Genomic DNA, 25,855 nt, shown 5'->3' with positions numbered 1-25,855 from the left:
GAAAAAAGTTTGAAAAAGCCCCCGTGCGCTGCCGCGCACGGGGGCTAGGGGTTCGACGGGCGACGACCGGCCGTGCTGACAACAGGCGCCCAACAGGCCGTCGGACACCGCGCGTGGCAGCACCCGATCAGCGGTTCTTGAACTCCGGCTTCCGCTTCTCGACGAAAGCCGCCATCCCTTCCTTCTGGTCTTCGGTCGCGAACAGCGAATGGAACAGCCGACGCTCGAAGTGGACGCCCTCGGCCAGCGTCGTCTCGTACGCGCGGTTCACCGACTCCTTGACCATCATGACCGCCGGCAGCGAGAACTCGGCAATCGTCGCCGCGGCGGCAAGCGCCTCGTCGAGCAACTTGTCGGCCGGCAGCACGCGCGACACGAGCCCGGCCCGCTCGGCTTCGGCGGCGTCCATGAAGCGTGCCGTCAGACACATGTCCATCGCCTTCGCTTTCGACACCGCGCGCGGCAGCCGCTGCGTACCGCCAGCGCCCGGCATGATGCCCAGCTTGATCTCCGGCTGACCGAACTTGGCCGTATCCGCCGCAAAGATGATGTCGCACATCATCGCAAGCTCGCAGCCGCCTCCCAGCGCGAAGCCCGAAACCGCCGCAATGATCGGCTTGCGGATCTCGCGGACCGTCTCCCAGTTGCGCGTGATGTAGTCGCCCCGATAAACATCCATATAGGAGTAGGTCGCCATCATGCCGATATCCGCACCGGCCGCGAATGCCTTCTCGCTCCCCGTCACGACGATCGCGCCGATGCCGTCATCCGCATCGAACGCCTTCAGCGCGGCGCCCAACTCATCCATCAGCGCATCGTTCAGCGCATTCAACGCCTTCGGACGGTTCAGCGTAACCAGCCCGACACGCCCCCGGGTCTCCACCAGGATGTTCTCGTAAGCCATCTATTTCTCCTCGATCAATGAAATGAGAAACGCCTCGCACATGCGAATAGTTTGATGCTACCATTCTCCGACCAACCGGTCGGTTAATTAATCGATCCAACCCCTCTCAATGTCCATCAGGCCGCCGCCATGACCCATGCACTGTTCACGAAGCACGAAGACACGCTGAAGCACGCACTCGCCGCCATCGAGAGCCGCGGGTACTGGAGCCCGTTCGCCGAAATGCCGAGCCCCAAAGTGTACGGGGAAAGCGCGAACGCCGATGGCGAGGCCGCATTCAAGTCCCACCTCGACAAAACGTTCGAACTCGACCAGCCGGCGTCCGGCGAAACGGTCGGTGCCGAGCAGTCGCCCTATGGCATCGCGCTCGGCATCCGGTATCCGAAATCGACGCCCGACGCACTGATCGCCGCCGCGGCCGCCGCGCAACGCACGTGGCGCGAAGCCGGCCCGAGCGCATGGATCGGCGTCAGCCTCGAGATTCTCGCGCGCCTGAACCGCGCAAGCTTCGAGATCGCTTACAGCGTGATGCACACCACCGGGCAGGCATTCATGATGGCGTTCCAGGCCGGTGGCCCGCACGCGCAGGATCGCGCGCTCGAGGCCGTCGCCTATGCATGGGACGAACTGCGCCGCATCCCCGCCGACGCGCACTGGGAAAAACCGCAAGGCAAGAACCCGCCGCTCGCGATGCACAAGCGCTACACGGTCGTCCCGCGCGGCACGGGGCTCGTGCTCGGCTGCTGCACGTTCCCGACCTGGAACGGCTACCCGGGCCTGTTCGCCGACCTGGCAACCGGCAACACCGTGATCGTCAAACCGCATCCGGGTGCGATCCTGCCGCTCGCGATCACGGTCCGGATCGCCCGCGACGTACTGCGCGAGGCCGGATTCGATCCGAACATCGTCACGCTCCTCGCGACCGAGCCCAACGACGGCGCCCTCGTCCAGGACCTCGCGCTGCGCCCCGAGATCAAGCTGATCGACTTTACCGGCAGCACACAGAACGGCACGTGGCTCGAACGCCATGCCCACCAGGCACAGGTCTATACCGAAAAGGCGGGCGTCAACCAGATCGTGATCGACTCGACCGACGACCTGAAGGCCGCCGCCAGGAACATCGCGTTCTCGCTGGCGCTGTACTCCGGCCAGATGTGCACGGCGCCGCAAAATATCTACGTGCCGCGCGACGGGATCCGGACGGCCGACGGTCATGCGAGCTTCGACGAGGTCGCACAGGCCATCGCCGTTTCCGTCCAAAAACTCACCGGCGACCCGGCACGCGCGGTCGAACTGATCGGCGCGATCCAGAACGAAGGCGTGACCGCGCGCATCGACGACGCCCGCCAGCTCGGCCGCGTGCTCGCCGACAGCCAGACTCTCCAGCACCCGATCTTCCCCGACGCCCGCGTGCGTACGCCGCTCGTACTGCAGCTCGACGTGGCCGATCGCGCAAAATTCACGCAGGAATGGTTCGGCCCGATCTCGTTCGTGATCGCGACCGACTCGACCGCTCAGTCGCTCGACCTCGCCGGTGAAATCGCGGCGGAACATGGCGCACTGACGCTCTCCGTCTACAGCACCGACGACGCGATCGTCGAGGCCGCGCACGACGCGGCGGTACGCGGCGGTGTCGCGCTGTCGATCAACCTGACGGGCGGCGTATTCGTCAACCAGTCGGCCGCGTTCTCCGATTTCCACGGCACCGGTGCGAACCCGGCGGCTAACGCGGCGCTGGCCGACCCGGCGTTCGTCGCCAACCGCTTCCGCGTGGTGCAAAGCCGCGTCCATGTTGCCCCGAAAGCAGTCCCCGCGGAAGCCGGCCAGACGGCATAACCCGAATGGCCGACGTGCAAACGCCGCCACGTTCTCTACCATGAACGAATCCGCCACCCGGCGGGTTCGTTGCTCATCGATACGCCCATGACAGACGCCTACATCTGCGACGCGATTCGCACCCCCATCGGCCGCTACGGCGGCGCCCTGAAAGACGTCCGCGCCGACGACCTCGGCGCGGTGCCGCTCAAGGCGCTCGTCGAGCGCAACCGCGACGTCGACTGGACGGCGATCGACGACGTGATCTACGGCTGCGCGAACCAGGCCGGCGAGGACAACCGCAACGTCGCACGCATGTCCGCGCTGCTCGCGGGCCTGCCGACCGCCGTGCCGGGCACGACGCTGAACCGCCTGTGCGGCTCCGGAATGGACGCGGTCGGCACGGCCGCGCGCGCGATCAAGTCGGGCGAAGCGCGCCTGATGATCGCCGGCGGCGTCGAGAGCATGACGCGCGCGCCGTTCGTGATGGGCAAGGCCGCCAGCGCATTCGCGCGCCAGGCCGACATCTTCGATACGACGATCGGCTGGCGTTTCGTCAATCCGCTGATGAAGCAGCTGCATGGCGTCGACTCGATGCCGGAAACGGCCGAGAACGTCGCGGTCGACTACCACATCAGCCGCGCGGATCAGGACCTGTTCGCGCTGCGCAGCCAGCAGAAGGCCGCGCGTGCGCAGCAGGACGGCACGCTCGCCGACGAAATCGTCTCGGTCACGATCGCGCAGAAGAAAGGCGACGCTATCGTCGTGTCGCGCGACGAACATCCGCGCGAGACGTCGCTCGAGGCGCTTGCGAAGCTGAAGGGTGTCGTGCGTCCGGACGGCTCCGTCACGGCCGGCAACGCGTCGGGCGTCAACGACGGCGCGTGCGCGCTGCTGCTCGCCAATGCGCAGGCAGCCGACCAGTATGGGCTGCGCCGCCGCGCGCGCGTCGTCGGCATGGCAACCGCCGGTGTGGAACCCCGCGTGATGGGCATCGGCCCCGCGCCGGCCACGCAAAAGCTGCTGCGTCAGCTCGGCATGACCATCGACCAGTTCGACGTGATCGAACTGAACGAGGCGTTCGCGTCGCAGGGCCTCGCGGTGCTGCGCATGCTCGGTGTCGCCGACGACGATCCGCGCGTGAACCCGAACGGGGGCGCGATTGCGCTGGGCCATCCGCTCGGCGCTTCGGGGGCCCGGCTCGTGACCACCGCGCTCCATCAACTCGAACGTACGGGCGGCCGCTTTGCGCTCTGTACGATGTGCATCGGCGTCGGCCAGGGCATCGCCCTCGCGATCGAACGCGTGTAACCGCCCCGCCGCGCGCCTATAACGAAGTCATGAAGGAGACACTGCATGTCCTATCAGGCGATTCAGCTGGATATCGATCAGGCCGCGCGCGTGGCCACGATCACCCTCAACCGCCCCGACAAGCTGAACAGCTTCACGCGGGCGATGCATCGCGAACTGCAGTCGGCACTCGATGAAGTCGAAGCGGCCGGCGCGCGCGCGCTGATTCTGACAGGGGCGGGGCGCGGCTTCTGCGCGGGCCAGGATCTGGCCGACCTCGACTTCACGCCGGGCGCGTCCACCGACCTCGGCACGCTGATCGACGAGCACTTCAATCCGCTGATCCGCCGCCTGCAGCGCCTGCCGATTCCGGTGATCGCCGCCGTCAACGGCACGGCGGCCGGCGCCGGCGCGAATCTCGCCCTCGCATGCGATCTCGTGTTTGCCGCCCGCTCGAGCAATTTCATCCAGGCCTTCATCAAGATCGGGCTCGTGCCGGATTCGGGCGGCACGTGGTTCCTGCCGCAGCGCGTCGGCATGGCTCGCGCGCTGGGGCTCGCGCTGACCGGCGACAAGCTCGGCGCCGAGCAGGCCGAGCAATGGGGCTTGATCTGGCGTGCGGTCGACGACGACGCACTCGTCGCGACGGTCCGTCAGCTCGCCACCCAGCTCGCGCAACAGCCGACGCTCGCAATCGCATCGATCAAGCAATCGATGCGCGACGGCGTCACGAACACGCTCGACCAGCAGCTCGACCTGGAACGCGACCTTCAACGCAAGCTCGGCCAGTCGCACGACTATGCGGAAGGCGTGACGGCGTTCATCGAGAAGCGCGCACCGCGCTTCGAGGGGCGTTGACATGACGCACGCCACCACCACGCTCGACCCCGATTCGCTGGCCCGCGCCACGGCGCAGGCCATGTACGAAGCCGACGCCTGCAGCCGCGCGTTCGGCATGGAAATCGCCGAAGTTCGCGCCGGCTACGCCCGCCTGCGGATGCGCGTGCGGCCCGAATTCCTGAACGGACACCAGACCTGCCACGGCGGGATCATCTTCACGCTCGCCGATTCGACCTTCGCATTCGCGTGCAACTCGTACAACCTGAACACGGTCGCGGCCGGCTGCTCGATCGAATTCCTGCGCCCGGTGCACGGCGACGACGTGCTGACGGCCGAGGCGATCGAACAGGCGCGCGCCGGCCGCCACGGCATCTACGACATCCGCGTCACGAACCAGACCGGTGAAACGGTCGCGATGTTTCGCGGCAAATCCGCCCAGATCAAGGGCACGGTCATCCCGGAAGATCGCTGACGCCGACGGCCCGCACATAACAAACACTGGAGACAGGCATGACTACCCCGCTACCGCTCGAGCCGATCGAGACCGCCTCACGCGACGAGCTGATCGCACTGCAGCTCGAACGCCTCAAGTGGTCGCTCCGGCATGCGTATGACCACTCGCCCGTCTATCGTCGCAAGTTCGACGACGCGGGCGTGCATCCGGACGACCTGAAGACGCTCGCCGACCTGTCGCGCTTCCCGTTCACGACGAAGGGCGATCTGCGCGACAGCTACCCGTTCGGGATGTTCGCGGTACCGCAGGACCGGATCTCGCGCATCCACGCGTCATCGGGCACGACCGGCAAGCCGACGGTCGTCGGCTATACGGCCGGCGACATCGACACGTGGGCGAACCTCGTCGCGCGTTCGATCCGCGCCGCCGGTGCACGCCGCGGCGACAAGGTACACGTCAGCTACGGCTACGGCCTGTTCACGGGCGGGCTCGGCGCGCATTACGGCGCCGAACGCGCAGGGCTGACCGTGATCCCGTTCGGCGGCGGCCAGACCGAAAAGCAGGTGCAGCTGATCCAGGATTTCCGGCCCGACATCATCATGGTGACGCCGAGCTACATGCTGTCGATCGCAGACGAAATCGAACGCCAGGGTCTCGATCCCGTGCAGAGCTCGCTGCGCATCGGTATCTTCGGCGCGGAGCCCTGGACCAACGACATGCGCGTCGCGATCGAACAGCGAATGGGCATCGACGCGGTCGACATCTACGGGCTGTCGGAAGTGATGGGGCCCGGTGTCGCGTCCGAATGCGTCGAGACCAAGGACGGCCCGACCATCTGGGAAGACCATTTCTATCCGGAAATCATCGACCCGGAAACCGGCGAAGTACTGCCGGACGGCGAGCTCGGCGAACTCGTGTTCACGTCACTGACGAAGGAAGCGCTGCCGATCATCCGCTATCGCACCCGCGATCTCACGCGCCTGTTGCCCGGCACCGCCCGCACGATGCGCCGGATGGAGAAGATCACCGGCCGCTCGGACGACATGATGATCGTGCGCGGCGTCAACGTATTCCCGACGCAAATCGAGGAGCAGTTGCTCAAGCAGCGCGCGCTCGCGCCGCACTATCAGATCGTGCTGACGAAGGAAGGCCCGCTCGACGTGCTGACGCTCAACGTCGAGCCCTGCCCCGACTCCGCACCCGATACGGCGGCGATCCACGCGGCAAAACAGGCGCTCGCGCACGACATCAAGTCGCTGATCGGCGTGACGGCCGTGATCAACGTGCTGCCCGTGAACGGGATCGAGCGCTCGGTCGGCAAGGCACGCCGCGTCGTCGACAAGCGCAAGGGATAACACCGGACGCCGCCGGTCAGCGACGCGGAGCGGTCATCGCGCCGCCCCAAAAAGAAACAGTCCGAATCGGCCAGAGCCGGTCGGACTGTTTTGTCCCGGGGCACGGCCCGTCAAGTCAGTCACGTCACGTGGGGCATTCCGCCTGGAACAACCGCGCCGCTGCGCATCACGAATTCGGGAACAGCAGCCACATCCGGCCGACCTGCTTCATCCGGCCGGCCTGATCGCCCGCGTCGTCGCCGAGCCCCCAGAAATAGTCAGCCCGCACGCCGCCCTTGATCGCCGAACCCGTATCCTGCGCGAACACGAGCCGGTTCATCGGCGTATTCGTCAGCGGACGCGTAGTCTGCAGGAACACGGGCGTGCCGAGCGGAATCGCCGACGGGTCGACCGCGATCGAACGCTCCGGCGTCAGCGGCACGCCAAGCGCGCCGATCGGGCCGTCCGCGCCGCCATGCGGCGCATCTTCCTTGGTCGGCATGTCGCGGAAGAACACGAACCGCGGATTCGTGTCGAGCAACGCGTCGACGCGGGTCGGGTTCGCCTTCGCCCATGCCTTGATGCCCTGCATCGTCGCCTGGGCGGGCGTCAGCTCGCCGCGATCGAGCAGCCACTTGCCGATCGAACGGTACGGCTGGTTGTTGGTGCCGCCGAAGCCGACCCGCATCACCGAACCGTCGTCGAGCAGCACGCGCCCCGAGCCCTGCACCTGCAGGAAGAAGGCCTCGATCGGATCGTCGACCCACACGAGTTCGTTGCCGTTCAGGATCCCGGCGCGCTCGAGCTGCGCGCGTGCCGGCAGCGCGGCCCCCGCGCGATAGCCGGCCGGCCAGCGATAGAGCGCGTACTGATACGGGCCGCGGCGCACGCGCGAACCGTGCAGCAGCGGCTCGTAATAACCGGTCACGAGCCCGTCGAGCGTCCCGTCGGTGTTCGCGAGCTGGAACGGCGTGAAATACGTTTCGAAGAAAGTGCGCGCGCTGCCGACGTCGAGCTCGTCGAGCCGGTCGGCGGCCGCGCACGCGCGCGCCCAGGCCGGCTGGCGCGCGAGCCGCACGCAGTTCTGCCGCAGCGCGGCCGTCGCGCCGATCAGCGAATCGTCCTGCCAGCCCGGCACCTGCTGCCACGCGACCGGCGTGAGCCGCTTCGCGGCGACCTGCCCCGGCACGATCGCCGCGCCGGTCGGCGGCTTCAGCGACGACGTCCGCGTCGGTGCGCTGCCGCACGCGGCAAGCAGCGCCGCCGCCGCGGCCGCTGCCACCCACCCGGCCAACCGGGGCCCAAACCACATACAATGTCCGTTCTTGATGGAAACCGCCATGTCAGATTTTCTCGACCAATATCCGATGCTCATCTTCGCGCTCGAAGCCTTCGTAGCGCTTGCCCTGCTGATCTTCATCGTCGTGTGGACGTCGTCGGGCAGAAAGAAGCACGCCCGCGGCAACAACGACCGCCAGCCGCGCTGACGCGCTTCGCACGCTCAATGCAGCGTGCGCGGCATGTGCAGTGCGAACTCGTCGACCGGCGCCTCGAAACGCTCGCCGTCTTCCGCCACGCAGAAGTACGCGCCCCGCATCGTGCCGACCGGCGTCGCGATCACGGCCCAGCTCGTGTATTCGAAGTGTTCGCCCGGCTGCAGCAGCGGCTGGTGCCCGACGACGCCGAGCCCCTTCACTTCCTGCACGTGGTTCTCGCTGTCCGTGATGATCCAGTGACGCGCGATCAGCTGCGCCGCGACCTGTCCCGTGTTGCGGATCGTCAGCGTGTACGCGAATGCGTATTGACGGTGATCGGGGTCGGATTGTTCCGGCAGGTAGCTGGTTTTCACCGAAACGGTGAACTGATACTGACTCATGATGTTTCCGGTGGAAGGTGACTGTCCGTGCCGGCATGGGCAACGGGGCCGCGGGCGCGCCGCATTGGTTCGGCATTCTATGCGCAATCGGGCCTCGGCCGCACGGCCCGCCGCCGCGCACCGGGTCGCCGGACGGTAGAATGACGGTTTTGCGCCGCAACGTCCCCGCTCCCCTGCCATGACCCAATTCCGTATCGCTCCCAGCATCCTGTCGGCCGATTTCGCACGGCTCGGCGAAGAAGTCCGCAACGTCGTCGCCGCCGGCGCCGACTGGATCCACTTCGACGTGATGGACAACCATTATGTGCCGAACCTGACAATCGGCCCGCTCGTGTGCGAAGCGATCCGCCCGCACGTGCAGGTGCCGATCGACGTGCACCTGATGGTGCGCCCGGTCGACCGGATCGTGCCCGATTTCGCGAAGGCCGGTGCGAACCTGATCAGCTTCCACCCGGAAGGCTCCGATCACATCGACCGCACGCTGTCGCTGATCCGCGACCACGGCTGCAAGGCCGGCCTCGTGTTCAACCCGGCCACGCCGCTGAACTACCTCGACCACGTGATGGACCGCCTCGACTTCGTGCTGCTGATGTCGGTCAACCCGGGCTTCGGCGGCCAGTCGTTCATTCCGGAAACGCTGAACAAGCTGCGTGAAGCACGCGCGCGCATCGACGCGTACACCGAGCGCACGGGCCGCGAGATCCTGCTCGAGGTCGACGGCGGCGTGAAGGCCGACAACATCGCGGAAATCGCTGCGGCCGGCGCCGACACGTTCGTCGCGGGTTCGGCGATCTTCGGCAAGCCCGACTACCGCAAGGTGATCGACGAGATGCGCGCCGCGCTCGCCACTGTCGAGCGGAGCTGACGCCGTGGCCGATTCGTCGCTTGCCGGCCACGCGCCGGCCGGGGCCACCGCGGACGCCACGCACGCCGCCCCGATCCGCTTTGCCGCGCCGCGTATCGAAGCCGCGCTGATCGACCTCGACGGCACGATGGTCGACACGGCCGACGATTTCACGGCCGGCCTGAACGGGATGCTCGCGCGGCTCGGCGCGCCGGCCACGTCGCGCGACGAGGTGATCGGCTACGTCGGCAAGGGCTCCGAACACCTGATCCAGAGCGTGCTGAAGCCGCGCTTCCCGGCCGACGAAGCGCACGCGCGCTTCGACGACGCGCTGGCGATCTACCAGACCGAATACGCGAAGATCAACGGCCGCCATGCGCGCCTCTATCCGGAAGTGGCCGCCGGCCTCGACGCGCTGCGCGCGGCCGGGATCCGGCTCGCGTGCGTGACGAACAAGCCGCACCGCTTCGCGGTCGAGCTGCTCGAACAATACGGGCTGGCCGATTGCTTCGGCATCGTGCTCGGCGGCGACAGCGTCGCACGCAAGAAGCCCGATCCGCTGCCGATGCTGACGGCCTGCGACGCGCTCGGCGTCCCGCCGGACGCGGCGGTCGCGATCGGCGACTCGGAAAACGACGCGCTGGCCGGCCGCGCGGCCGGAATGGCGACGCTGACGGTGCCGTACGGCTACAACCACGGCAAAGCTATACAAACGATAAATTCGGATGGTATAGTCGATTCGTTGCTGGTCGCGGCTCGCGCAATTTCCGCGCACAACGCCGGCCGGCCAACCGTCTGATTATTTCTTCCATCCGCATGTTTCTGAATAAAAAACGGAGTCTGAGCAGCATCGACCGGGGAGCCTGGCCCTGGCGTCGCTGGTCGCGCTAACCTCTTCGATGAGGTACGCTGAAGCACGTCTTCAGCGCCGTTTTTTATCTCGCTGCGCATCCGCGCGCCGATCGTCGCACCACCTCGAGTTCCACCGCGTCCGAACGCTTGCGTTCAGGATCGGCCGCAGGCTCGCGACGTTCACGCCCGGAATGCCGGCCGGCAACAGGCACTTCTCGATCGACCGCCCTTTCGCCGACGGCAACCCGCGCAGCGTCAAGTGATCCCTGGCGCACGCGCCGCTCGTCCCGAACAGGACCGGAACATGACCGAACTCGAATTCCAATCGCTCGCGAACGAAGGCTACAACCGCATCCCGCTGATCGCGGAAGCCCTTGCCGATCTCGAAACGCCGCTGTCCCTCTACCTGAAGCTGGCCCAGCCCGAACGCGCGGGCGCCAACTCGTTCCTGCTGGAATCCGTGGTCGGCGGCGAACGCTTCGGCCGCTACTCGTTCATCGGCCTGCCGGCCCGCACGCTCATCCGCACCCGCAACGGCGTATCGGAAGTCGTGCGCGACGGCCAGGTCGTCGAGACGCACGACGGCGACCCGTTCCAGTTCATCGAATCGTTCCAGGCGCGTTTCAAGGTCGCGCAGCGCCCGGGCCTGCCGCGCTTCTGCGGCGGTCTCGCCGGCTACTTCGGTTACGACGCGGTGCGCTATATCGAGAAGAAGCTCGCGAACACCGCGCCGCGCGACGATCTCGGCCTGCCCGACATCCAGCTGCTGCTGACCGAGGAAGTCGCGGTCATCGACAACCTCGCCGGCAAGCTGTACCTGATCATCTACGCGGACCCGGGCCAGCCCGAAGCCTACGCGAAGGCGAAACAGCGCCTGCGCGAGCTGAAGCAGCGCCTGCGCACGACCGTGCAGCCGCCCGTCACGTCGGCCAGCGTGCGCACCGAGACGTTCCGCGAGTTCAAGAAGGACGACTATCTGGCCGCCGTGCGCCAGGCGAAGGAATACATCGCGGCCGGCGAACTGATGCAGATCCAGGTCGGCCAGCGGCTGACGAAGCCGTACCGCGACAATCCGCTGTCGCTGTATCGCGCGCTGCGTTCGCTGAACCCGTCGCCGTACATGTATTACTACAACTTCGGCGATTTCCACGTGGTGGGTGCGTCGCCGGAAATCCTCGTGCGCCAGGAAAAGCGCGGCGAGGATCAGATCGTCACGATCCGCCCGCTCGCCGGCACGCGCCCGCGCGGCAACACGCCCGAGCGCGATGCGGAACTCGCGACCGAGCTGCTCAACGATCCGAAGGAGATCGCCGAGCACGTGATGCTGATCGACCTCGCGCGCAACGATGTCGGCCGTATTGCCGAAATCGGCTCGGTGCAGGTGACCGACAAGATGGTCATCGAGAAGTACTCGCACGTGCAGCATATCGTCAGCTCGGTCGAAGGCAAGCTGAAGCCCGGCATGACGAACTACGACGTGCTGCGCGCGACGTTCCCGGCCGGCACGCTGTCCGGCGCGCCGAAGGTGCGCGCGATGGAACTGATCGACGAGCTCGAGCCGGTCAAGCGCGGGCTGTACGGCGGCGCGGTCGGCTACCTGTCGTTCTCGGGCGAGATGGATCTCGCGATCGCGATCCGCACGGGGCTGATCCACAACGGCAACCTGTATGTACAAGCGGCGGCCGGCGTCGTCGCGGATTCGGTACCCGAATCCGAATGGCAAGAGACCGAGAACAAGGCGCGCGCGGTGCTGCGTGCGGCCGAACAGGTCCAGGACGGCCTCGATAGCGACTTCTGACCGGAGACTGACCATGCTGCTCATGATCGACAACTACGACTCGTTTACCTACAACCTGGTCCAGTACTTCGGTGAACTCGGCGAGGACGTGCGTACCTACCGCAACGACGAAATCACGCTCGACGAGATCGCGCGCCTGGATCCCGACGCGATCTGCCTGTCGCCGGGCCCGAGCAATCCGCAACATGCGGGCATCACGCTCGACGTGCTGCGCGAGTTCGCCGGCAAGAAACCGATCCTCGGCGTGTGTCTCGGCCACCAGGCGATCGGCGAGGCATTCGGCGGCCGCGTGGTGCGCGCGAAGACCATCATGCACGGCAAGGTGAGCCGGATCGAAACCGATTGCCGCGGCGTGTTCGCCGACCTGCCGAAGCATTTCGACGTCACGCGCTACCACTCGCTCGCGATCGAGCGCGAATCGCTGCCGGACTGCCTCGAAGTGTCCGCCTGGACCGACGACGGCGAAATCATGGGCGTGCGCCACAAGACGCTGCCGGTCGAAGGCGTGCAGTTCCATCCGGAATCGATCCTGTCCGAGCACGGCCATGCGCTGCTCGAGAATTTCCTGAAGCAGGCCCGCGCCGCGGCTGCACAGGCTGCGTGACAGGAGCCCCACGATGACGATTACTCCGCAGGAAGCGCTGCAGCGCACGATCGAGCACCGCGAAATCTTCCACGACGAGATGCTGCACCTGATGCGGCTCATCATGCGCGGCGACATGTCGCCGGTGATGGCCGCGGCGATCATCACCGGATTGCGCGTGAAGAAGGAGACGATCGGCGAGATCGCCGCCGCCGCGACCGTGATGCGCGAATTCGCGAACCACGTCGAGGTGCAGGACAACTCGAACTTCGTCGACATCGTCGGCACCGGCGGCGACGGCTCGCATACGTTCAACATCTCGACCGCGTCGATGTTCGTCACGGCCGCGGCCGGCGCGAAGGTCGCGAAGCACGGCAACCGCGGCGTGTCGAGCAAGTCCGGCAGCGCCGACGTGCTCGAGGCGCTCGGCGTGAACATCGACCTGCAGTCGGAGCAGGTCGCCGCGTCGATCGCCGAAACGGGCATGGGCTTCATGTTCGCGCCGAACCATCACCCGGCGATGAAGAACATCGCGGCCGTGCGGCGCGAACTCGGCGTGCGCACGATCTTCAACATCCTCGGCCCGCTGACCAATCCGGCCGGCGCGCCGAACCAGCTGATGGGCGTGTTCCACCCCGACCTCGTCGGTATCCAGGTGCGCGTGATGCAGCGCCTCGGCGCGCAGCACGTGCTCGTCGTATACGGCAAGGACGGGATGGACGAGGTGTCGCTCGGCGCCGCGACGCTCGTCGGCGAATTGCGCGACGGCAAGGTGCACGAATACGAGATCCATCCGGAGGATTTCGGCCTGCAGATGGTGTCGAACCGCACGCTGAAGGTGGAAAATGCCGACGAGTCGCGCACGATGCTGCTCGGCGCGCTGGACAACCAGCCGGGCGTCGCGCGCGAGATCGTCACGCTGAACGCGGGCACCGCGCTGTATGCGGCGAACGTCGCCGAATCGATCGCGGACGGCATCCAGCTCGCCCGCGAAGCGATCGCGAGCGGCAAGGCGCGCGCGAAAGTCGACGAACTCGTGCGCTTCACGCAGCAGTTCAAGCGCTGACTCCCCTTACGAATCAAGCAGGAATCCCCATGAGCGACATTCTCGACCGAATCATCGCCGTCAAGCGCGAAGAAATCGCGGCGGCCATGCGCAGCACGCCGCTCGAGGCACTGAAGCTGGACGCCTCCGCGCGCGACCTGCGCGACTTCGTCGGCGCGCTGCGTGCGAAGCACGCGGCCGGCGACGCCGCGGTAATCGCCGAAATCAAGAAGGCCAGCCCGTCGAAGGGCGTGCTGCGCGAGCACTTCGTGCCGGCCGACATCGCACGCTCGTATGCGGCGCACGGCGCCGCGTGCCTGTCGGTGCTGACCGACGAGCAATTCTTCCAGGGCGGCGTCCGCTACCTCGAAGAGGCACGCGCGGCCTGCACGCTGCCGGTGCTGCGCAAGGACTTCATCGTCGACGCGTACCAGATCGTCGAAGCCCGCGCGATGGGCGCCGACGCGATCCTGCTGATCGCCGCCGCGCTCGATACGCCGCTGATGCAGGACCTCGAGGCGTATGCGCACTCGCTCGGCCTCGCGGTGCTGGTCGAAGTGCACGACCGCAACGAGATGGAACAGGCGCTGACGCTCAAGACACCGCTGCTCGGCATCAACAACCGCAACCTGCGCACGTTCGAGACGTCGATCCAGACCACGCTCGACATGCTCGACATGATTCCGGCGGACCGCATCGTCGTGACCGAATCGGGCATCCTGTCGCGCACCGACGTCGACACGATGCGCGCGGCGAACGTGAACACGTTCCTCGTCGGCGAAGCGTTCATGCGCGCCGAGCAGCCGGGCGAGGAACTCGCGCGGATGTTCTTCTGATGGCGATCGAAAAGGAAATCAAGCTCGCGCTGCCGGCCGGTCAGGCCGACGCCGCGCGACGCTTCTTCGAGACGCTGACCGGCGAACCCGGCCGCGACGTCACGCTCGCGAACGTCTACTACGACACACCCGATCTCGCGCTGGCGCGCTCGAAGAGCGCGGTGCGCGTGCGTCGCACGCCGCACGGCTGGCTGCAGACCTTCAAGACGGTCGGCAGTGCGGAAGGCGGCCTGCATCGCCGCCACGAATGGGAACTGCCGGTCGCCGGCGACGCGCTCGAGATCGACGCGCTCGTCGCGGCCTGCGACGTGCCGGAAGCGGCCGCCGCGCTGAATAATGCGGCCGGCGCGCTGCATGCGCTGTTCCGCACGGATTTTTCGCGTACGCTGTGGCGCGTCGCGATCGGCGGTGCGACCGTCGAGGCCGCGGTGGACCTCGGCGAGATCGTCGTCCAGGCGGAACACGAAACGCGCCGCGAACCGATCAGCGAAATCGAACTCGAACTGATCGACGGCCCGGAAGCGGCGCTCTCGACGCTTGCCGCCGAACTGCAGCAGGCGCTGCCGGGCCTCGCTCCCGAAAACATCAGCAAGGCGCAGCGCGGCTACCGGCTGCGCACGCAATAAACACGCATCACGCATGGCAACCCGCAAGACTTCCCGCGCGCCGCAACAGGCGTCGCTGTTCGACGATCCCGTGCCGGAAACGGCACCGGCCGATATACCGTCCGCGGCTTCCAAGCCGCCCGCGGCCAGGCGCAAACCCGCGAAGAAAACCGCGGCACCGGCCCCCGCCGCGGCGGCACCGCAGCCCGCCGCCGCCGACGTTCCGCATCTCGCCGCGCAATTCGACGCGCTGCCGGCCGTCTGGCGCGACGTGCTGAAGCCGTTCACCGACAGCGACGCGTACGCGCCGCTGTGCCGCTTCGTCGACGACGAGCGCGCAGCCGGCAAGACGGTCTACCCGACCGACGTGTTCCGCGCGCTGCGCCTGACGAGCCCCGACGACGTGAAAGTCGTGATCCTCGGCCAGGATCCGTACCATGGCGACGATCGCGGCACGCCGCAGGCGCACGGCCTCGCGTTCTCGGTGCCGCCGGCCGTCCGCACGCCGCCGTCGCTGCGCAACATCTTCAAGGAAATCGCCGCGAACTTCGGTCACGACACGCCGCGCCACGGCTGTCTCGACACATGGGCGCGCCAGGGCGTGCTGCTGCTCAACACCGTGCTGACGGTCGAGCGCGGCGCGGCCGCCAGCCATGCGAAGCGCGGCTGGGAGCAATGCACGGACACGCTGATCCGCGAACTCGCCGGCCGTCATCGCGGGCTCGTGTTCATGCTGTGGGGCGCACACGCGCAGGCGAAGCGCGCGCTGTTCGACGCGAGCGCGCATTGCGTGCTCGAGGCGCCGCATCCGTCGCCGCTATCCGCACACCGCGGCTTCCTCGGCTGCCGCCATTTCGCGCTCGCGAACGATTATCTGGTCGATGCGGGCCGCGAGCCGATCGACTGGCGCCTGCCGGAAGTCGCCGAAACGCTCGCTTGACGCGCTGCCGGTTCCTTCGTGCCGGCAAGCACGCAAAAACGCCGCGCCCCTTTCGGGAACGCGGCGTTTTTTTCGGGCGACGCAGAGACAGCAGGTGCGTCGCACCCGCGGCGGCCTTCCTTACGCGGCGGCGATCGCTTCGCGTGCGCTCGCGAGCGCGGCGCTCTGCGCATCCGGGCCGAGATTCAGGCCTTCGGCGAAGATGAAGCTCACGTCGGTCAGGCCGATGAAGCCGAGGAAGGTGCGCAGGTACGGCGTCTGGCTGTCGTTCGGCGTACCGGCGTACTTGCCGCCGCGGGCCGTCACGACGTGAACCTTCTTGCCCTTGATCAGGCCTTCCGGACCGTTCTCGGTGTAGCGGAACGTGACGCCGGCACGGGCGATCCAGTCGAAGTACGTCTTCAGTTGCGACGAGATGCCGAAGTTGTACATCGGGGCGCCGATCACGATGACGTCGGCGGCTTGCAGCTCGGCGATCAGTGCATCGCTCTTCGCGACGATCGCATTCTGCTCCGCGGTGCGCTTGTCGGCCGGCGTGAAGAACGCGCCGAGCACCGATTCGTCGAGGTGCGGCAGCGCATCGGCCAGCAGGTCGCGAACCACGACCTTCGCGCCGGGGTTCGATTGTTGCAGCTTTGCCGTCAGTTCGTTGGCCAGCAGCGTGGATTGCGCACCTTGCGAACGCGCAGCGGAATTGATTTGCAGAATGGTCGTCATGTCAGGCTCCGGTGGGGTTGCGCTTCGGTAGCGCGAGTGACGCCATTGTGCGTGGCCGCATGACCGTGAAAAAGCGGGTTCAGGGCGACGGATTGTTGCAGCAGCAGAACAATCCGTGATCGCGCCCCGATACCCGTCTTCTTACGTTCACCCCTTCAGCCAGGTTTCCCGGGCCCTGGAGACCGCGGCCGGCTTCGCGGCCGCCGTCAGCCGGTAGCGCGTGACTTCCGGGCCGTCGAGCTTCAGTTTCGCGGTACGCAGCTCGTCGCGGCGGAATGCGTGCACCTCGACCTTGTCGCCCGGCCGGTAGCGCGCGAGCAGCGCATCGAGGTTCGTGCCCGTCACGCGCAGCCCGTCGACCGCGATCAGCGTATCGCCGGCCGACAGCCCCGCGCGATGCGCGGCACCGCCTTCGTAGACCGCCGCGAACGTGCAGTCCGTGCCGCCGCGCAGACGCGCACCGATCGTCGGCTTCGCGGCCGCGCCGTTCGCGACATCGGGCGCCAGCGTCACACCGAACGGCGCGAACAGCTCGGCGAGCGGCAGGTCGCGCGTGCCGTGCACGGCATCGGTGAACAGGCGGCCGAGCGCGACGCCCGTCGCTTCCTCGATCAGTGCGTCGACTTCGTTCTCCTCGACGCCCGCCTGCTTGCCGCGGTAGAAGTCGCGGCCGTAGCGCTGCCACAGCAGACGCATCACGTCGTCGAGCGACTTCCGGTTGCGCGTCTGCGCGCGGATCGCGAGATCGAACGCGAGCGCGACGAGCGAACCCTTCGTGTAATAGCTGACGATCGCGTTGGTCGCATTCTCGTCCTGGCGGTAGTACTTGATCCACGCGTCGAACGAGCTTTCCGCGACGCTCTGCTTGAGCCGGCCCGTGCCGCGCAGCACGCCGCCGATCGTCCGGCCCAGTGCCGCGAAATATTCGTCCTGCGACATCAGCCCGCTGCGCACCAGCATCAGGTCGTCGTAATACGACGTGAAACCCTCGAACAGCCACAGCAGCGACGTGTAGTTCTCGCGCGTCAGGTCGTACGGCACGAACGCCGCGGGCTTGATGCGCTTCACGTTCCACGTGTGGAAGTACTCGTGGCTGCAGAGACCGAGATAGGTGCGATAGCCTTCCGTCGTTTCCGGCCGCCCCTTCACCGGCAGGTCGGTGCGGTTGCAGATCAGCGCGGTCGACGCACGATGCTCGAGGCCGCCGTAGCCGTCGCTGACCGCGAGCGTCATGAACACGTAGCGGTCCATCGGCGCCTTCTTCGACTTCGGCTCGAACAGCGCGATCTGCGCTTCGCACACGCGCTTCAGGTCGGTGCGCAGCCGCTCCATGTCGAGCTGCGTCACGCGCCCGGCGATCACGATGTCGTGCGGCACGCCATGCGCGTCGAACGTCGCGAGCGCGAATTCGCCGATCGTCACCGGATGGTCGGAAAGCTCATCGTAGTTCGCGGCGCGATACGCGCCGAAACCGTAGCGCTTCGTGCCGCGCGCTTCGGGCAGCGCGGTGCCGACGCGCCACGTGCGGAACGCCGCGCCGGCCGGTTTCGCGATGTCGACCTCGCACGGCGCGGCCTCGCGGCCGGCGACGCTCAGGAACACGGCCGTCGCGTTGAAGAAGCCGCCCGATTCGTCGAGATACGCGGAGCGCACCGACAGGTCCCATGCGTACACGTCGTAGCGCAGCGTCAGCGCGCCGGTCACGGGCGCGGCCTGCCACGTGTGCTTGTCGGTCTTCGCGATGCGCACCTTGCGGCCCGCGTCGTTGAACGCACCGAGCGTCACGATGTTGCGCGCGAACTCGCGCACGAGGTAGCTGCCCGGAATCCACACCGGCAGCGAGAAGCGCTGGCCTTCGGGATCGGGATCGGCGACCGTCACCGATACTTCGAACAGGTGCGCGGCAAGATCTTTCGGGACAATCGAATAGCGGATCGGCTGGGTCATCGTGGCAATCGGTCGGTCGAATACGGCGGCGAAAACGAAGAGAGGCGCCGGCAGATCATGCGGGCGCCCCTCGCTCGCCGGGCCATGTGCCCGGCGTGTAGTCGGTTACTTGCTCGAGGCGAGCGCCTGATTGAGCTGGTCGGCCGAGACCGCGCCCGGCAGGCGGCGGCCGTCCGGCAGGAAGATCGTCGGCGTGCCCGTGACGTTCATCCCGCGCCCGAGCGCGAGGTTCTTGTCGAGCGCGGTGGTATCGCAGGTGCCGGCGCCGGACGGGGTGCGGTGGTCGAGCATCCAGCCTTCCCACGTCTTCGCACGGTCGGTCGCGCACCAGATCGCCTTCGACTTCACGGTCGAGTCCGGCGACAGCACCGGATACAGGAACGTGTAGACGGTGACGTTGTCGACCGACTGCAGCGTCGTCTCGAGCTTCTTGCAATACGGGCAGTTCGGATCGGAGAACACCGCGATCTTGCGGGCGCCGTTGCCCTTGACGACCTTGATCGCGTTCGCGAACGGCAGGCTCGCGAAGTCGATCTTGTTGATTTCGGACAGGCGTGCGTCGGTCAGGTTCTTGTGCGTCTTGGTGTCGACGAGATCGCCGAGCAGCACGTAGTCGCCCGCCGCGTCGCTATAGATGATCTGCGAGCCGAGGTTCACTTCGTAAAGGCCGGCGACCGGCGATTTCGACACGCTCTTGATCGGCGCATCGTTGCCGAGACGGGCTTGCAGCGTGGCCTTCAGCTTGTCGGTGGTCTGGTCGGCCTGCGCGGTGCAGCCAAGCGTCGCCATCGTGACGGCCAGCGCCAGCGACGCGATGCGGATCGTTTTTTTCATCGAAATCTTCCTTCAGCTCAATCGGTGTGCACGGCACAGTGTACGCCGTAACGGAACCGTCTCCGACCGGCGAAGCGGCGGAAGGTTCGTTCAGCCGAGCGCGGCCGACACGAGCCAGCGCTTCACGAGCGGCTGCGTACCGACGAAGGCCATGCCCGCATTGCGCACCGCTTTCGCGAGCGAGCCCGGCACCGCGAAGAGCCGCTGCAGGCCGTCGGTCGCGACCATCAGCGCGCGGATGTCCTCGCGGCGCGAACGCTCGTAGCGGCGCAGCAGCACCGTGTCGCCGAGGTTGCGGAAGCTTTCCTTGCCCGCGATCGCGTCGACGAGCGCCGCGACGTCGCGCAGCCCGAGGTTCATCCCCTGCCCGGCGAGCGGGTGGATCAGGTGCGCGGCGTCGCCGACCAGCGCGACGCGCGGCGCGATCAGCTTGTCGACCGTCTGCAGCGCCAGCGGGAAACCGGCGGCCGGCGTCACGCATTCGAGCGTGCCGACCTGGCCGTGCGACACGCGCTCGACCTCGGCCGCGAGCTGCGCGGGGCCGAGCGCGAGCAATTCATCGGCATGCGCGGTGTGCGCGGACCACACGAGCGACACGTGGCCGTCCGGCAGCGGCAGCAGCGCGACGATCTCGCCCTCGTGGAACCACTGGTAGGCCGTCTCGCGGTGCGGCAGCGACGCCTTGAAGTTCGCGACGACGCCCGTCTGCCGGTAATCGCGCCGTTCGACCCGGGCCCCCATTTGGGAACGCACCCACGAATGCGCGCCGTCGGCACCGACGACCAGATCGGCTTCGAGCACCTGTCCCGACGACAGCGTGAGCACGGCCGCGTCGTCGCGCACGTCGAAGCCCTGTGCGCGCGCGTCGAACCACGTGAGGTTCGGCTGGAACCGCAGGGCGGCGTCGAGCGACGTCTCGACCAGCGACGATTCGGCGATCCATGCAAGTTGCGGCACGGAGGCCTGGTAGGCGGAAAAATGCAGTTCCGCATGCGCGTCGCCGTACACGCGCATGTCGAAGACGGGCGCGAGCCGGCCGTGGTCGAGCGCCTGCCAGACCCGCAGCCGCTCGAGCAGCGCCTGCGAACTGGAAGACAGCGCGTAGACGCGGGTGTCGAACGCGAGATCGGCGGGGCGCGGCGTGGCCGGCTGGGCAAGCAAGGCGGTCTTGTAGCCGGACTGGGTCAGCGCGAGCGCGGCCGTCTTGCCGACGAGCCCGCCGCCGACCACGGCGACGTCGAAGGAGTGGTGGGCAGTCATGGCGGGCATTATAGCCGCGGGGCCAAACCCTTACGCGGCCGGACTTTGCGGGAAATCAGCAGAATCGCTGGCGGCCGATGCGGCGGGGCGGCCCGTCGCATCGGCCGTTCGGCGCAACCCCGGAATCCGGGGCGTCGGCACGGTACAATAGCGTCTTTGACCGTCGGCTCGCCGCGCTCCACGCGCCGGCCGCCCTTTTTTTCCCGCGCCGCCGTGCCCTGTCCGGCCGCGCCGCCTTACCCGTCCGAAGGATTCCATGAGTCTCAAATGCGGCATCGTCGGCTTGCCCAACGTCGGCAAGTCCACCCTGTTCAATGCGCTGACCAAGGCCGGCATCGCCGCCGAGAACTACCCGTTCTGCACGATCGAACCGAACGTCGGCATCGTCGAAGTGCCCGATACGCGCCTGAAGGCGCTCTCCGAGATCGTCAAGCCGGAGCGTGTCGTGCCGGCCGTCGTCGAATTCGTCGACATCGCGGGCCTCGTCGCGGGCGCGAGCAAGGGTGAAGGCCTCGGCAACCAGTTCCTCGCGAACATCCGCGAAACCGACGCGATCACGCACGTCGTGCGCTGCTTCGAGGACGAGAACGTCATTCACGTCGCCGGCAAGGTCAGCCCGATCGACGATATCGAAGTGATCAACACCGAACTCGCGCTGGCCGACCTCGGCACCGTCGAGAAGGCGCTCACGCGCTATTCGAAGGCCGCGAAGTCGGGCAACGACAAGGAAGCGGCGAAGCTCGTCGCGGTGCTCGAGAAAGTGCGCGCGCAGCTCGACCAGGGCAAGGCCGTGCGCGGCCTCGCGCTGTCGGACGACGAAGCGGCGCTGCTCAAGCCGTTCTGCCTGATCACCGCGAAGCCGGCGATGTACGTCGCCAACGTGAAGGACGACGGCTTCGAGAACAACCCGCACCTCGAGGCGGTGCGCAAGTACGCGGAAAGCGAGAATGCGCCGGTGGTTGCCGTGTGCGCGGCGATCGAAGCGGAAATCGCCGATCTCGACGATGCGGACAAGGAAGCGTTCCTCGCCGACATGGGCATGGAAGAACCGGGCCTCGACCGCGTGATCCGCGCGGGCTTCAAGCTGCTCGGCCTGCAGACCTACTTCACCGCGGGCGTGAAGGAAGTGCGCGCGTGGACGATCCATATCGGCGACACGGCGCCGCAGGCAGCCGGCGTGATCCACACCGACTTCGAGCGCGGCTTCATCCGCGCGCAGACGATCGCGTTCGACGACTTCATCGCGTACAAGGGTGAACAGGGTGCGAAGGAAGCCGGCAAGATGCGCGCAGAAGGGAAGGAATATGTCGTGCACGACGGCGACGTGATGAACTTCCTGTTCAACGTCTGAGCGTTGCATCGACCGATGCCGTGTGAATCACGCGGCATCGCGCAACACGTGCCCGGCACGAAAAACGAATGGCCCGACGGCAAGCGCCGTCGGGCCATTTTCATTGCGGGACGTTCCGCCAGCCAGCGGCGAACGCCGTGCGTCCGCCGCCGCTTCGTCGTGACATCAGGTCGCCGACACCCGCCGCCCCGCGCTCGCCTGCGCATCGCGCCCACGCTTGTTCAGCCACGACGCCAGCAGCACGATCAACGCCAGCACGGCCGTCGCCCCCACTTCCATCCGATGCTCCTCGCTGACGAACATCACGGTCAGCGTGCCGCAGATGAACAGGATCACCGCCCACGTGAGCCACGGGAACAGCCACATGCGCAGCGTCAGGTCGGCGCCGGTCGATTCGAGCGTCTTGCGCATCCGCAGTTGCGAGATCGCGATCACCAGATACACGAGCAGCGCGATCGCGCCCGACGTCGCGAGCAGGAAGCCGAACACCTGCTCCGGCATCAGGTAGTTCGCGATCACGGTCACGAAGCCGAAGGCGGTCGACGCGAGCACGGCCGCGCGCGGCGTGCCGGTCGAATCGGTGCGATGCAGGAACGCCGGCGCGTCCTTGCGCTTCGACAGCGAGAACAGCATCCGCGACGCGGTGTACAGCGCCGAATTCAGGCAACTGGCGACCGACACGAGCACGATCACGTCGATGATCGCTTTCGCGTTCGGGACGCCGATCAGTTCCATCGCGCGCTGATACGAGCCGTGCTTCGGCAGCAGCGGGTCGTTCCACGGCACGATGGCCGCGACGATCAGGATCGAGCCGAGATAGAACAGCGTGATGCGCCAGATGACCGAGTTGGTCGCGCGCACGATCTGGCGTTGCGGGTTGTCCGATTCGGCGGCCGCGATCGTCACGATCTCGGTGCCGAGGAACGAGAACATCGTCGTCAGCATCGCCGCCAGCACCGCGCCGGCGCCGTTCGGCATGAAGCCGTGGTGCGCGAACAGGTTCGACACGCCCGATACGGCGGGCGCCGGGATGATTCCGACGATCGCCGCGCCGCCGATGCACAGGAACACGACGATCGCGACGACCTTGATCAGCGCGAACCAGAATTCGAATTCGCCGTAGTTCTTGACGGAGAAGAGGTTGGTGAGGGTAAGCAGCAGCGTGATGCCGAGCGCGAAGATCCACGTCGCGACGCCCGGGAACCATGCATTGAGGATGGTCGCGGCGGCCGTCGCCTCGATCGGGATCACGAGCACCCAGAACCACCAGTACAGCCAGCCGATCGTGAAGCCGGCCCAATGGCCGATCGCCCGATCGGCATAGGTCGAGAACGACCCGCTGTCCGGATGCGCGACGGCCATTTCGCCGAGCATGCGCATCACCAGCACGACCAGCACGCCCGCGATCGCATACGCGAGGATCGATGCCGGACCGGCTTCCGCGATCGCGTGGCCGGAGCCGACGAACAAGCCCGCGCCGATGACGCCGGCAATCGACATCATCGTCACGTGACGCTGCTTCAGGCCCGTGCCGAGGCCCGTGTTGCTTCCACTCATCTGTCTCTCTCCAAAAAACGGTTCCGGTATGACCGGGTGTCGCGTGAAGGCGGCGCGGGGCGTTGTCGTTCTTGATTCCGGCTGCGGCCGTGCGTGCGTCGCACGCGGGCGTGAGGCCAGGTGGGGCCGTTCGGGTCGGTGCGCCCACGCAGTCTGCGAAGCTGCGGGTGCGATGCGGCGTGCAAGACGCCGGCGCATCGCGTGCGCCCTTTCCATCGGCTGTCGTCAGCCGCCTTCGAAGCGAAGGAGTGTAAGCATCAAACGGTTCGTCACTAAGAACCAATTGAAGAATTTCGATGGAACCACTCGTTGCATCGATGCGAACCGATGCAACGCTTGATCCGGCGTGGTGCCGGATTCCGCGCCGTCAGTGCGCCGCTTCGTCCCGCCACCTGGCCGGGACGATCGCGTGCCATTCGCGCAGAAGCAGGTTTTTCACGGCGTCGGGGTGCGCGACCGACAGGCGGACCAGCACGATCGGCCAGCCGGCATAGTGATCGGTCACGTAATACACGTCGGGTTCCGATTCGATCAGCCAGGCGCGCTCGTCGGGGCCGACACCCTTCACGACAAGCGTGTCGCCGTCCTCGCGCAGCCGCGCGAGCATCCTGCCCTTCACCTTGAGTGCGGGCGTGCCGTACGACGTGCCCTCCTCGACACCGCGCCACGCGAGCGCGATCTGCCGGACGTCGTCGAATGTCACGATGCCTCCCTGACCGTTGGCCGATGGTTGCCGGTCCGGCCACGCTACCGGAAATCGCGCGGCGCGCCCAGCCGGATGCGCCTATCCGCCGGTTGCGCGCGCGGCCGCCGGCGCCCGTCCGGTCGTCGCGACGATCGCGAACGCGATCGCATTCGCGGCGGCGCTCGCGAGGATCGGCACGAGATAGCCGCCGCCCGCGTCGAAGATGAAGCCGGCGGCGGCCGGGCCGATCAGCGTGCCGAACGCGACGCTCGTGTACAGGATGCCGATGATCGCGCTCACGTTGCGCCCGCCGAAATAGTCCATCACGACCGCCGGCAGCACGGCGACCCAGCCGCCATAAAACACGCCGAACACGAGCGCGAACGTGGCGAGCGTCGCGACGGTGCCTGCCCCCGCCCATGCGACGAGCGCCACGGCCATGCCGGCGAACATCGCCAGCAGCGATGCGCGGCGGCCGAAGCGGTCGGCCAGGCCGCCGAGGAAGAAGCGCCCGGCCGTGCTGCCGACGCCGATCGCCCCGAGCAGCAGCACGGCCGTGGGCGGCGCGACGCCGTGATCGAGCGCGTACGGCACGAGGTGAACGAACGGGACGAACACGCCGAACGAGCACACGAGGCATGCCGCGTAGAGGCTCGCGAACGGCCGCGACGTGACGGCTTCGCGCACGGTCGCCCCGACCTGCACCTTCACACGGGCCGAGGCGGCACCGGCATGCCGGCCGTCATCGTCGGCCGCATCGCCATCGGGCAGCAGTCCGCGCCCGCGCGGATCGTTCTCGATCAGCAGCGACATGCCTGCGCCCAGCACGACCGCGATCACGGCGAGCGTGAAATACGCGCCGCGCCAGCCGGCATGCGCGATCAGCGCGGACGCGAGCGGCGGCATCACGAGCGTGCCGACGCCGATCCCCGCGACCGCGAGCCCCGATGCGAAGCCGCGCCGGCGCACGAACCAGCGCTGCACGGCACCGACGGCCGGCACGTACGCGCAGCCGACGCCGAGTCCGACCCCGAGCCCGTACGCGACATAGACCTGCAGCAGCGTGCGCGCCGCGCCGGCCGCCGCGAGCCCCGCGCCGGTCAGCAACATCCCGGCGACGGCGAGCCGCCGCGAGCCGAAGCGATCGGCCAGCGGCCCGCTGACGATGCCGAAACCGAAATACAGGAAGCCGGCGAGCGAGAACACGAGCGAAATCTGCCCGCGCGACGCGGCGAAATCCCGCTGCAGCGACTCGACGAACGCGCTGAACGTATACGCGCTACCGAACCCGACCAACGTGACGGCGAACGCGGCCGCGACCACGTACCAGCCGTAGAAGAGGCGCGGAGCGCCCGGGCGGTTCATGACGATGCTCCTCTCAGGTTCCACCGGCCGCCGGGCAGCGCCCGGATTGCCTCATGGATATAGATGAACTATGTTGATCGCATCCGCTACCGAAACGCGGTCACGCAACGTGTGATCCGATAC

Annotated in this window: 24 protein-coding genes; 14 read left to right on the top strand and 10 right to left on the bottom strand. The window is 67.3% G+C overall.

Features of this window, described 5'->3' with window-relative positions; translation table 11 throughout:
* Nucleotides 1-127: 127 nt before the first annotated feature.
* A complete protein-coding gene (locus tag WJ12_RS02340; protein WP_034187470.1) occupies nt 128-904 on the bottom strand; it encodes an enoyl-CoA hydratase in 777 nt (258 codons plus the stop codon).
* Nucleotides 905-1,033: 129 nt separating this feature from the next.
* Between WJ12_RS02340 and paaN the strand changes: the two genes are divergently transcribed.
* From paaN to paaK, 5 genes are all read left to right on the top strand, one after another.
* Nucleotides 1,034-2,740, top strand: coding sequence for a phenylacetic acid degradation protein PaaN (gene paaN, locus WJ12_RS02335; protein WP_059557491.1), 1,707 nt, complete (start codon nt 1,034-1,036; stop codon nt 2,738-2,740).
* Nucleotides 2,741-2,827: 87 nt separating this feature from the next.
* Nucleotides 2,828-4,030, top strand: coding sequence for a 3-oxoadipyl-CoA thiolase (pcaF, locus tag WJ12_RS02330; protein ID WP_059557492.1), 1,203 nt, complete (start codon nt 2,828-2,830; stop codon nt 4,028-4,030).
* A gap of 45 nt (nt 4,031-4,075) precedes the next feature.
* Nucleotides 4,076-4,867 (top strand): 2-(1,2-epoxy-1,2-dihydrophenyl)acetyl-CoA isomerase PaaG, encoded by a 792-nt coding sequence (gene paaG, locus WJ12_RS02325; RefSeq protein WP_059557495.1) that lies wholly within the window; start codon nt 4,076-4,078, stop codon nt 4,865-4,867.
* A gap of 1 nt (nt 4,868) precedes the next feature.
* Entirely contained in the window at nt 4,869-5,321 is a 453-nt protein-coding gene (paaI, locus tag WJ12_RS02320; protein ID WP_059557496.1) for a hydroxyphenylacetyl-CoA thioesterase PaaI, read from the top strand.
* Between the two features lie 38 nt (nt 5,322-5,359).
* Nucleotides 5,360-6,658, top strand: a complete 1,299-nt coding sequence (paaK, locus tag WJ12_RS02315) for a phenylacetate--CoA ligase PaaK (RefSeq protein ID WP_034187475.1) — start codon at nt 5,360-5,362, stop codon at nt 6,656-6,658.
* A gap of 166 nt (nt 6,659-6,824) precedes the next feature.
* On the opposite strand, the gene mltA is transcribed toward paaK, so the two are convergent.
* Nucleotides 6,825-8,057 (bottom strand): murein transglycosylase A, encoded by a 1,233-nt coding sequence (gene mltA, locus WJ12_RS02310; protein WP_034187532.1) that lies wholly within the window; start codon nt 8,055-8,057, stop codon nt 6,825-6,827.
* A gap of 81 nt (nt 8,058-8,138) precedes the next feature.
* A complete protein-coding gene (gene apaG, locus WJ12_RS02305) occupies nt 8,139-8,513 on the bottom strand; it encodes a Co2+/Mg2+ efflux protein ApaG (protein ID WP_034187476.1) in 375 nt (124 codons plus the stop codon).
* 178 nt (nt 8,514-8,691) lie between these two features.
* Between apaG and rpe the strand changes: the two genes are divergently transcribed.
* The 8 genes from rpe (at nt 8,692) to WJ12_RS02265 (ending at nt 16,016) form a co-directional block, all read left to right on the top strand.
* Entirely contained in the window at nt 8,692-9,378 is a 687-nt protein-coding gene (gene rpe / locus WJ12_RS02300) for a ribulose-phosphate 3-epimerase (protein ID WP_006482066.1), read from the top strand.
* A 4-nt stretch (nt 9,379-9,382) separates the two neighbouring features.
* Nucleotides 9,383-10,156: a phosphoglycolate phosphatase gene (locus WJ12_RS02295; protein WP_034187477.1), complete on the top strand. Its 774-nt coding sequence runs from the start codon at nt 9,383-9,385 to the stop codon at nt 10,154-10,156.
* 357 nt (nt 10,157-10,513) lie between these two features.
* A complete protein-coding gene (gene trpE / locus WJ12_RS02290; RefSeq protein ID WP_034187479.1) occupies nt 10,514-12,007 on the top strand; it encodes an anthranilate synthase component I in 1,494 nt (497 codons plus the stop codon).
* A 13-nt stretch (nt 12,008-12,020) separates the two neighbouring features.
* Nucleotides 12,021-12,611 (top strand): aminodeoxychorismate/anthranilate synthase component II, encoded by a 591-nt coding sequence (locus tag WJ12_RS02285; RefSeq protein ID WP_049030266.1) that lies wholly within the window; start codon nt 12,021-12,023, stop codon nt 12,609-12,611.
* A gap of 13 nt (nt 12,612-12,624) precedes the next feature.
* Entirely contained in the window at nt 12,625-13,656 is a 1,032-nt protein-coding gene (trpD, locus tag WJ12_RS02280; protein WP_027788472.1) for an anthranilate phosphoribosyltransferase, read from the top strand.
* Nucleotides 13,657-13,685: 29 nt separating this feature from the next.
* Complete coding sequence (gene trpC / locus WJ12_RS02275) at nt 13,686-14,471, top strand: indole-3-glycerol phosphate synthase TrpC (RefSeq protein ID WP_059557500.1); 786 nt, start codon at nt 13,686-13,688, stop codon at nt 14,469-14,471.
* On the top strand, nt 14,471-15,097 hold the full coding sequence (locus WJ12_RS02270) for a CYTH domain-containing protein (RefSeq protein WP_059557502.1): 627 nt from the start codon (nt 14,471-14,473) through the stop codon (nt 15,095-15,097). The genes trpC and WJ12_RS02270 overlap by 1 nt, the downstream gene beginning before the upstream one ends.
* A gap of 13 nt (nt 15,098-15,110) precedes the next feature.
* Nucleotides 15,111-16,016, top strand: coding sequence for a uracil-DNA glycosylase (locus tag WJ12_RS02265; RefSeq protein ID WP_059557503.1), 906 nt, complete (start codon nt 15,111-15,113; stop codon nt 16,014-16,016).
* 120 nt (nt 16,017-16,136) lie between these two features.
* On the opposite strand, the gene WJ12_RS02260 is transcribed toward WJ12_RS02265, so the two are convergent.
* The 4 genes from WJ12_RS02260 to WJ12_RS02245 all read right to left on the bottom strand — a co-directional run bounded on the left by WJ12_RS02260 (nt 16,137) and on the right by WJ12_RS02245 (nt 20,783).
* Nucleotides 16,137-16,733: an FMN-dependent NADH-azoreductase gene (locus WJ12_RS02260; protein ID WP_034187484.1), complete on the bottom strand. Its 597-nt coding sequence runs from the start codon at nt 16,731-16,733 to the stop codon at nt 16,137-16,139.
* A gap of 147 nt (nt 16,734-16,880) precedes the next feature.
* Nucleotides 16,881-18,680: a M61 family metallopeptidase gene (locus WJ12_RS02255; protein ID WP_059557505.1), complete on the bottom strand. Its 1,800-nt coding sequence runs from the start codon at nt 18,678-18,680 to the stop codon at nt 16,881-16,883.
* A 105-nt stretch (nt 18,681-18,785) separates the two neighbouring features.
* Nucleotides 18,786-19,514: a DsbC family protein gene (locus WJ12_RS02250; RefSeq protein WP_034187486.1), complete on the bottom strand. Its 729-nt coding sequence runs from the start codon at nt 19,512-19,514 to the stop codon at nt 18,786-18,788.
* A 90-nt stretch (nt 19,515-19,604) separates the two neighbouring features.
* Complete coding sequence (locus WJ12_RS02245) at nt 19,605-20,783, bottom strand: UbiH/UbiF family hydroxylase (RefSeq protein WP_059557508.1); 1,179 nt, start codon at nt 20,781-20,783, stop codon at nt 19,605-19,607.
* A gap of 247 nt (nt 20,784-21,030) precedes the next feature.
* On the opposite strand from WJ12_RS02245, the gene ychF reads away from it, so the two are divergent.
* Entirely contained in the window at nt 21,031-22,125 is a 1,095-nt protein-coding gene (gene ychF, locus WJ12_RS02240; RefSeq protein ID WP_034187488.1) for a redox-regulated ATPase YchF, read from the top strand.
* A gap of 165 nt (nt 22,126-22,290) precedes the next feature.
* On the opposite strand, the gene gabP is transcribed toward ychF, so the two are convergent.
* The 3 genes from gabP to WJ12_RS02225 all read right to left on the bottom strand — a co-directional run bounded on the left by gabP (nt 22,291) and on the right by WJ12_RS02225 (nt 25,732).
* Nucleotides 22,291-23,682 carry a GABA permease gene (gene gabP / locus WJ12_RS02235; protein WP_049034433.1) on the bottom strand — a complete coding sequence of 464 codons (1,392 nt, stop codon included), beginning with the start codon at nt 23,680-23,682 and terminating at the stop codon, nt 22,291-22,293.
* A 367-nt stretch (nt 23,683-24,049) separates the two neighbouring features.
* Nucleotides 24,050-24,385, bottom strand: a complete 336-nt coding sequence (locus WJ12_RS02230; RefSeq protein ID WP_034187490.1) for an MmcQ/YjbR family DNA-binding protein — start codon at nt 24,383-24,385, stop codon at nt 24,050-24,052.
* 81 nt (nt 24,386-24,466) lie between these two features.
* Nucleotides 24,467-25,732, bottom strand: a complete 1,266-nt coding sequence (locus tag WJ12_RS02225) for an MFS transporter (protein WP_059557510.1) — start codon at nt 25,730-25,732, stop codon at nt 24,467-24,469.
* Between the last annotated feature and the right edge of the window lie 123 nt (nt 25,733-25,855).

The sequence above is a fragment of the Burkholderia seminalis genome (genome assembly GCF_001718535.1).
GTDB lineage: Bacteria > Pseudomonadota > Gammaproteobacteria > Burkholderiales > Burkholderiaceae > Burkholderia > Burkholderia seminalis.
This window is presented reverse-complemented; position numbering and strand designations above follow the sequence as displayed.